The following is an 8,519-nucleotide window of genomic DNA, read 5'->3' as shown; positions in this document are numbered from 1 at the left end:
GTGCTGGACGTGCATTCGAACCCTGCGAACCCCGTCATCGGTGATCGGGCCTTCGGCTCTGATCCGGCGTTGGTGGGCGAGTTGGGAATCGCGATGATGCGCGGCTTGCAGGCCGGCGGTGTGATCCCGTGCGGGAAACATTTCCCTGGCCATGGCGATACGGAAAAGGATTCGCATCTGGAACTCCCCGTCGTGCGGCGCTCGCGTGCGGAGCTGGAACGCACCGAGTTGGTGCCGTTCCGCGCCGCCATCGCCGCGGGCGTGCCGATGCTGATGACGGCACACGTCATGTATCCCGTCCTCGATCCGGAGCACCCTGCCACCATGTCACAGGCCATTCTCACTGGCTTGCTGCGCACGGAGCTGCAGTTCGAGGGCGTGATCGCCAGCGACGACCTGGAGATGCGGGCGATCGCGGATCACCAGCAGATTGGTGCTGCGGCCCTGGCGACCTTGAGGGCCGGCGCCGATGCGTTACTCGTCTGTCAGGATCTGCTCAAGGCCGAGCGCGCCATCGAGGCAGTCACGCGAGCCGTTGCCGACGGTTCGTTGCCTTTGGAGGTCGTCACCGCGGCGGCACGCCGCATCGAGCGCTTGCGGCAATCAAGTGCGCCGCGGCGTGGAGCGGCCTGCGAGCTGCCGAACGCGCCTCATCGCGCCTTGGTTCAAGCGATCTGAGCCGGCTAGGTTCGCTCCGAAGCTTTGCGGCGATGCGCTTGGCGCCGCTGTCCGAGCGCGAGCCGGCGCAAGCTCGTCTTGTAGGGGGCGCGGGCCACGCCACGCTCGGTGACGATAGCGGTGACCAGTTGGTGCGGCGTGACATCGAAGGCGGGATTGGCGACGGCGATTCCGGTCGGTGCGATCTGACGATTCCCGATGTGGGTTACTTCGGCCGGATCGCGGTCCTCAATCGGGATGTGGTCGCCGTCCGGACAATCGAGATCGAGAGTTGATGTGGGCGCGGCGACGTAAAACGGGATGCGGTGCCGGTGTGCCAACGCCGCCAGGGTATAGGTGCCGATCTTGTTGGCGACGTCGCCGTTCGCCGCCACGCGGTCGGCTCCGACGATGACGCACGAGATCTTGCCGCCGCGCATGAAGTGGCCGGCCATGCTGTCGGTGATGAGGGTGACCGGGATGCGCTCCGCCTTCAGCTCCCAGGCGGTGAGCCGCGCGCCCTGGAGGAAGGGGCGGGTTTCCGTGGCCATGACCGTGATGCGCTTCCCGGCCTCGTGGGCCGCGCGCACGATGCCGAGGGCGGTGCCGTAGCCCGCGGTGGCCAGTGCGCCGGCGTTACAATGTGTCAACACCTGCGCCCCGCGCGGCACCAATGCGGCCCCGTATTGGCCGAGGGCGCGGTTCGCCGCGATGTCCTCGTCGTGTATCGCCTGGGCTTCGCGCCGCAGGGCATCGCGGATGTCATCGAGGCTGTGCGTGCGCACGCCGGCGAAGGTGCGGCGCATCCGCTCGATGGCCCAGAACAAGTTGACGGCCGTCGGCCGCGTTGCGGCGAACGTCTGACAGATGCGCTCGAAGGCAGCGGGCGCATCGCGTCGTGCCTGGCGCATGCCGAGGGCGATGCCGAAGGCCGCGGCTACCCCGATGGCCGGCGCGCCACGGATGACCATGTCTTTGATCGCGCGCGCCACTTCCCGATAATCGCGGCAGACGCGATACACCTCCTGCCCCGGCAGCAGGCGCTGATCGATCATCACCACGGTTCCGTTACGCCACTCGACGGTTCGCACCATAACTCGTTTCGCTCGCTTTGGGCTGTAGATACCGGCCGCTTGCACGTGCCGTCAAGGTGCGGGACGAGGCTTGCGGGACGAGGCTCGCCGGCGACGGCCGTGGCCAAAGGCCCTGCATTGCTGAAAAGGGCAAAACTGGTAGGTAGGGCATGCGGTAGGAGGGGAGGTATCAGGTGCATGGGTCAGGAAGTGGCGGTCACGGCGGTGCGGAGCGCGCGCGAGATGCGGCAGTTCATCGGGTTTCCGTGGCAGGTCTACGAGGGAAATCCCCACTGGGTGCCGCCGTTGCTGCTCGAGCGCAAACGTTTCTTCAACCCGCGGCACAACCCCTTCTTCAAGCATGCGGAGGCGGCCTACTTCATGGCGCACCGCCATGGTCAACTCTGCGGCACCATCGGGGTGGCCATTGATCACAATTACGTTCAGTTTCAGAAAGAGCCGGTTGGTGTGTTCGGCTTCTTCGAAGTGTTGCAAGACTCCGAGGCGGCGGCAGGGTTGCTGGATGCGGCGCGCGAGTGGGTGCGCCAGCGGGGAATGCGTGTCCTGCGCGGCCCGTTCAACTTCTCGACGAACCAGGAGGTCGGCCTGCTGATCGACAGCTTTGAGTACGATCCCGTGGTGCTGACGACGTACAATCCACCGTATTATCAGGAGCTCGTGGAGCGCTACGGCTTCGTCAAAGCCAAAGACCTCTATGCCTACTGGCTCGACGCTGGTCCGCTCCCCGCTGGTATGAAGCAAGCGGCGGAACGGGTGCAGCAGCGTGCGTCCGTGTCCATCAGGCGGATGAACTTGCGCGACTTCAAGACGGAAGCCCTCCTTGTCCGCGACATTTACAACCGCGCCTGGAGCCACAACTGGGGGTTTGTGCCGGTGAGCGAAGAAGAGATCCAGGAGATCGCTCGCGGTCTGAAGTTGATTGTGGATCCGGATCTGTGTTTGTTCGCCGACCTCGACGGGCAGACCGTCGGCTTCACCATCTGCATGCCGGACATCAACCGCGCCATCAAGCCGCTCAACGGCCGCTTATTTCCGTTCGGCTGGCTCAAGTTCCTGCGCGCGAAACGCAAGCTGAACTTCTTGCGCATCTTCACGCTCGGTGTGCTGCCCGAGCATCATCCGGTGGGCATCGGGGCGCTGCTCTACGAGCAGGTATGGAAGACCGGCCTCAAGAAGGGCTACGTGGCCGGCGAGATGAGCTGGATCCTCGAAGACAACGGGCCGATGAACGCCGCGCTGCAAATGATGGGCGGACGGATCTATAGGACCTGGCGCATCTACGACCTGCCGCTCGGCTAAGGTCCCCCTCCGGGGAAATAACCTCCTCTCACTTCTCGGAACCCTTTCCAGGATTTTGCCGAAGTAGTGCACGGTATCTTGTGCTATTAGACGCGGAAGGAGGCGTATTGCAATTGCGCTAGCTCCATGAGAGAAGAGAAGGCGAAAGTGGAAAGATGCAGCCTGCACGGCGTTCGGCGGGACGGGGGACCGATCGGAATCCACCGAACCGTTACGAGAAGATTCACGTCGAGAGCGACGAACAAGCGCACGCCGATTCATCCGAGGCGAACGCACCGCCTCCAACCGTCTTTTATCGTGACACCAGCCGCAGCGCGCTGGCGGAGAACGACAGCCCCGACATCAACTTCCGATTCAGCCTGAATCCGTACCGCGGCTGCGAGCACGGCTGCATCTACTGCTACGCCCGACCGACGCACGAGTACCTGAGCTTCAGCGCCGGGCTCGATTTCGAACGCCGCATCATGGTCAAAGCCAACGCGCCGGAGCTGCTGCGGCGGACGTTCATGTCACCACGCTGGCAGCCGCAAACGGTCGCGCTGTCGGGCAACACCGACTGCTATCAACCGGTGGAGCGTCGCCTCCAACTGACCCGCCGCTGTCTGGAAGTGTTCAGGGAGTTTCGCAACCCGGTGTCGATCGTCACCAAGAGCGCCCTGGTCGCCCGTGACGCCGATCTGCTTGGCGATCTGGCCGCGCATGGAGCGGCGCGGGTGCTGGCGTCCGTCACCACTCTCGATAACGACCTTGCGCGCCGCATGGAGCCGCGGGCGGTGCAACCACAGCTGCGCCTTGAAGCGGTCCGCGCCCTCAGCGCTGCAGGAATACCGACTGGCATTCTCGTCGCCCCGGTGATCCCAGGTCTGAACGACGAAGAGATCCCACGCATCGTCGCTGCAGCCGCCGCGGCCGGGGCGCAAAGCGCCTCGTGGCAGCTGCTGCGATTGCCACCTCCGGTCGACGCCCTGTTCGCGGAATGGCTGGCGGAACACTTTCCGGATCGACGCGAACGGGTGCTCGGTCGGATCCGGGAGTGCCGCGCAGGCCGGCTCAGCGATACGCGTTTCGGACGTCGCCTGCGCGGCGAGGGTGTGTATGCCGGGCAGATCCAAGCCCTTTTCGAGGTTGCGGCGCGGCGTCACGGACTCGATCGGCCACTGCCGCCGCTCAACGCCAGCGCCTTTCGCCGGCCCCTGCGTTCTGGTGAACAACTCAGCCTCTGTTGATATTCCAGCGAGGTCCCTACGGGAAAGAGGAGCACGAGCCATGCGTACCGAACGTTTCGAGTGCGCTGAGCACCCGCTCGGCGGGAAGTCGATGCAGGCAGAAGAGGTCGTTCCCGCAGCGCGAGCACGGCTCTGGAGCGTACAGGATCTGTAGCCTATCGCTTTGCGGTGCCCACGTTGTCGGGTCTGTCGGGCCGAAGAGCACCAGCCCGTGCGTTCCCACGGCGCCGGCAAGGTGGCTCACGCCTGAATCGTTGCCGATGTAGAACCCACTGCGACGCAGCAGCGCGGCGACCCGAGGTAGGGACAGTCCATCGAGCGTGACATCAGCCCCGTAATCTGGCCTCGCCCGTTCCATCTCGGCGGGCCCCTGTAGCAGCACGACGGTGTGGCCATCCTGTTCATGATATCGCCGGACAATCGCCTCGAATCCTTGCCAGTTTTTCTTCGCTGAGCCACTGCCGGGATGCACGACCACGAAGGAGTTCGCAATCTGGTGCTGGCGCTCGAACGTTTTGAACCACTCCGCGTCGTCGGCGAAAAACGAGCCGATCGACAATCGCGGCGCGACGCCGACGCAACGGGCGTAGTACTCGACGGCGTGCTCGCCCGTGTCCATGCCGCGGAAACGGTAGATATTCACCTGTCCGCCGGTGACCGCGGCCAGGCGCAGGCTGACATCCGGATTCCCGAACCCGGTCCACGAGTACACCGAGCGAAAACCGGTGAACAGCTTCCGGGTTTCCGGGCCAGCGGGACGGTCCGACACGAACAGGTCCGCAATCTCACGCCGGTCGATCGATGCTGTGGCGGTGCGCGGAAGCCGGACAAGCTCCCGCAGTGCCGGATTGGTAACGAGGAGCAGGTGCCCGTCATGCCGCGCCTGCAGGGCGGCCAGGGCGGGGAGAAAACAAATGAAATCTCCGAGGGCTCCGGGAAACAACACGATAGCGCTATCGGCAGGTGGCGGCATGGGATCGAATTGACTTGGATGGGTCGCGCCGTTATTTTGACTCGACTCAGTTCCAACCACAATCATGTACCCCGCAATAGCCAAGTCCTGCCTCGATATCATTGGGAACACTCCGGCTGTACGGTTGAACCGCATTGCCGGACCCGACGATGCTGAAGTGTGGGGCAAACTGGAGTCGCTCAACCCCGGTGGGAGCATAAAGGACCGCATTTGCCTGAGCATGGTCGAAGCGGCGGAGCGGAACGGCAGGTTGCAGCCGGGCGCCACGATTATCGAGCCGACGAGTGGAAACACGGGGATCGGCTTGGCTTTGGTGTCGGCCATCAAGGGCTACCAGCTCATGTTGACCATGCCGGACACCATGAGTGAAGAACGCCGGAGCTTGCTCGCCGCCTTCGGGGCTCAGTTGGTGCTGACAACGGATACCAGAGGCATGCACGGCGCCATCCGCAGGGCCGAGGAGTTATTGCTGGAGCATCCGGATTACTTTATGCCGCAGCAGTTCAGTAACCCGGCCAATCCGGAGAGTCACCGCCGCACCACGGCGCAGGAGATCCTGCGAGAGTTCGAACGTGTAGATGCCTTCGTGGCGGGTGTCGGTACGGGCGGGACCATCACCGGAATCGGTCAGGTATTGCGCCAGAACATGCCGGGGGTGAGGATTTACGCTGTGGAGCCGGAATCATCGGCGGTGCTGTCCGGTGGGGAGCCGGGCTTCCACAAGATCCAGGGGATCGGTGCCGGGTTTGTGCCGGAGAACTTGGACACCGCCGTCTACGACGACGTCATTCGGGTCACCGACGAGGATGCCATAGCGTACACGCGCCGCCTGGCTCGCGAGGAAGGCATCCTGGTAGGCGTGTCCGCCGGTGCCAACACCTGGGCCGCCGTGCAGGTTGCCCGGGAACTCGGAAAGGGCAAGACGGTGGTGACGATCTTTTGCGATACGGGAGAGCGCTACCTGACGACCGAGGTCTTTCAGGCTGAAGGGATTTGATGTCCGCGAAGCTCGATCATCTCCGCGTCATCCTGCGGGAGATGGGACGCGTCGTGGTGGCGTTTTCTGGTGGAGTCGACTCGACCTTTCTCTTGCGCGTCGCGGCGGAGGAACTGCAGGACAACGTGGTCGCGCTGACGACTCGATCGCCGACCGCGGTTGATGAAGATCACGCACTGGCCGTGCAGATTGCAGGCGAACTGGGCGTGCGGCACGTCATCGTCGATGCCAATGAGCTGGAAATCCCCGGCTACGCTGCCAATCCCGCTAACCGCTGCTATTTCTGCAAAGACAATTTGTACGAGGTATGCGCGGCCGAGGCGTCGAAGCTCGGAATCGAGCACGTCGTCGATGGCGCCAATCTCGACGATCTAGGGGATTACCGGCCCGGGCTGCAGGCGGCGGCGGAACGCCGGATACGGCATCCGCTGGTCGAGGCCCGGCTCAGCAAGCGTGAGATCCGCGAGCTCAGCCACGAATTCGGCCTGCCGACGTGGGACAAGCCGTCCAGTCCGTGCCTCTCTTCCCGCTTTCCCTACGGTACCGCGATTACGTTGGAGGGTTTACAGCGGATAGCTGCCGCCGAGCGGGTGCTGCATCACCTGGGGTTTGGCGAGTGCCGCGTGCGCTATTACAGCGCGATTGCCCGCATCGAAGTACCCGCCGGTTTGCTCGAGCGGATCGTGGCACCTGAGATCCGAGAGCCGCTCGTCCGCGAGTTCAAAGCAATCGGATTCCTCTACGTTACCGTCGATCTGCAAGGCTTCCGCAGCGGCAGCTTGAACGAAAGCCTGGGGCAGCGGCGTGATCTCAGTCAGCCAGTTTCTGAGTCTGAAGAAGGAACTCGGCCCAGTCGAGATCGTCGGGGGTCGTAATCTTTCGGTTGACGGACAGGCCGGGAACGACCCGCACGGTCGCGCCGATGCGTTCCACCAGCATCGCGTCATCAGTAGCGGTGTAGCCATCGCGCTGGGCGTGTTCATAGGCGCGACGCAGTAGCGAAGTCCTAAATGCCTGAGGGGTTTGTGCTAGCCAGATGGTGCGGCGATCGAGTGTCTCGACGATGGCGCCGTCGGCGTTGACGACCTTGACGGTGTCGTGCGCTGGGACCGCAACGATAGCAGCGCCGGTGCTCCCGGCCGCAGCGGCGCAGGCCTCGAAGCACGACAGTGGCACGAACGGCCGGGCAGCGTCATGCACGATGACGAGTTCGGCCGTGGCATCGACCGCCGCTAGCCCCGCGGCAACAGAGTCTTGGCGTTCCGCACCGCCGCGGGCCAGGTGAATAGGCACCGGCCAGGGGCCGTACTGTGATAGCGTCGAGGCCGCGCGTTCGTCCTGGCCGGCTCCGACTACGAAGACGATGGACAGAAGATCGGACAGCGCGCTGAGTGTTCTCAGCGAGTAGGTGGCCATGGGCTGACCGCCGATGGCGATAAAGGCTTTCCCTCCCGCGGCGCCTATCCGGGTGCCCTGACCGGCAGCCACGACGATCGCAGACGTTTTCACTGGAAAGGCCCCGCCGGCCCAGGGCCGGCGGTCTGGTAAGCAATCGAATTAGTGAGCGAAGATGTCGCTCAGCTCTTCCATGATTTTTTCTTCTGAGTGGGAGCGGGCAATGGAAAGCTCCTTCACCAGAAGATTGCGAGCGGTATCGAGCATCTTGCGCTCGCCAAAGGACAGCTCCTTATCTCCTTTGAGTACGAAAAGATCACGCAAAACCGCAGCGATCTCAAGAACTGAACCGGTCTTGATCTTTTCGGTATACTCACGGTAGCGGCGGTTCCATGTCTGTTGGTCGATCTCGACTCGGCGTTCGCGCAAGATCTTGTAAACCTTGCCGACCATGTCCTTGCCGATGATTCGCCGTAACCCAACGGAGGCGACATTCTCCGTGGGGATCATGATGGTCATGTCATTTTCGAGGATCCGGAGCATATAAAACGTCTTTTCAGTCCCCGAGATGACCTTGGTCTGGATGCTCTGGATAACGCCAACCCCGTGAGCCGGGTAGACGACCTTTTCACCAATCTTAAACATCGTCTGTTCCTCCCTGGCCCCGAGAAATAGTGTATTATCCCACTTTGACCTCCTCTGGTCAAACAAGCTTTTGGCGGGGGTCAGGGAAGGGTGTGTGCGTCATGGTAGTGGGGAAAGTAGGCGTTGTTGCCTTTTTCGCGGCAATCTGGCTATAGACATATAGCCAGAGGAGGGCTGCGGGGCCAATGGATATCGAGGAGCTGGAGGTGGAGCGGCGGCGGTTATGCGGAGAG

The 8,519-nt window shown here is 63.1% G+C and carries 9 protein-coding genes; 5 read left to right on the top strand and 4 right to left on the bottom strand.

The window, feature by feature from the left end; genetic code table 11:
- The coding region (locus tag VF515_01845) for a glycoside hydrolase family 3 N-terminal domain-containing protein (GenBank protein HEX7406369.1) at positions 1-678 on the top strand (678 nt) is incomplete at its 5' end.
- A 5-nt stretch (positions 679-683) separates the two neighbouring features.
- On the opposite strand, the gene mtnA is transcribed toward VF515_01845, so the two are convergent.
- Positions 684-1,751, bottom strand: a complete 1,068-nt coding sequence (gene mtnA, locus VF515_01840; protein ID HEX7406368.1) for an S-methyl-5-thioribose-1-phosphate isomerase — start codon at positions 1,749-1,751, stop codon at positions 684-686.
- 177 nt (positions 1,752-1,928) lie between these two features.
- Here mtnA and VF515_01835 point away from each other — a divergent pair, with 177 nt between their 5' ends.
- Together VF515_01835 and VF515_01830 are read left to right on the top strand one after the other, a co-directional pair.
- Positions 1,929-3,050, top strand: coding sequence for a hypothetical protein (locus tag VF515_01835; protein ID HEX7406367.1), 1,122 nt, complete (start codon positions 1,929-1,931; stop codon positions 3,048-3,050).
- A gap of 155 nt (positions 3,051-3,205) precedes the next feature.
- Complete coding sequence (locus VF515_01830) at positions 3,206-4,276, top strand: PA0069 family radical SAM protein (protein ID HEX7406366.1); 1,071 nt, start codon at positions 3,206-3,208, stop codon at positions 4,274-4,276.
- A 16-nt stretch (positions 4,277-4,292) separates the two neighbouring features.
- Here VF515_01830 and VF515_01825 read toward each other — a convergent pair whose 3' ends face one another.
- Positions 4,293-5,249, bottom strand: coding sequence for a glycosyltransferase family 9 protein (locus VF515_01825; protein ID HEX7406365.1), 957 nt, complete (start codon positions 5,247-5,249; stop codon positions 4,293-4,295).
- 64 nt (positions 5,250-5,313) lie between these two features.
- On the opposite strand from VF515_01825, the gene cysK reads away from it, so the two are divergent.
- On the top strand, positions 5,314-6,246 hold the full coding sequence (gene cysK / locus VF515_01820) for a cysteine synthase A (GenBank protein HEX7406364.1): 933 nt from the start codon (positions 5,314-5,316) through the stop codon (positions 6,244-6,246).
- Complete coding sequence (gene larE, locus VF515_01815; protein HEX7406363.1) at positions 6,246-7,121, top strand: ATP-dependent sacrificial sulfur transferase LarE; 876 nt, start codon at positions 6,246-6,248, stop codon at positions 7,119-7,121. Before cysK ends, larE begins: the two co-directional genes overlap by 1 nt.
- Here the strand turns inward: larE and ispD are convergent.
- Both ispD and VF515_01805 read right to left on the bottom strand, forming a co-directional pair.
- Positions 7,057-7,755, bottom strand: coding sequence for a 2-C-methyl-D-erythritol 4-phosphate cytidylyltransferase (gene ispD / locus VF515_01810; protein HEX7406362.1), 699 nt, complete (start codon positions 7,753-7,755; stop codon positions 7,057-7,059). The genes larE and ispD overlap by 65 nt on opposite strands.
- Positions 7,756-7,803: 48 nt before the next feature.
- A complete protein-coding gene (locus VF515_01805) occupies positions 7,804-8,286 on the bottom strand; it encodes a CarD family transcriptional regulator (GenBank protein HEX7406361.1) in 483 nt (160 codons plus the stop codon).
- Between the last annotated feature and the right edge of the window lie 233 nt (positions 8,287-8,519).

It is taken from the genome of Candidatus Binatia bacterium (genome assembly GCA_036382395.1).
Classification (GTDB): Bacteria; Desulfobacterota; Binatia; order HRBIN30; family HRBIN30; genus JAGDMS01.
Note: the sequence above shows the minus strand (reverse complement) of the source record. Positions and strands in the feature narration are given on the sequence as shown.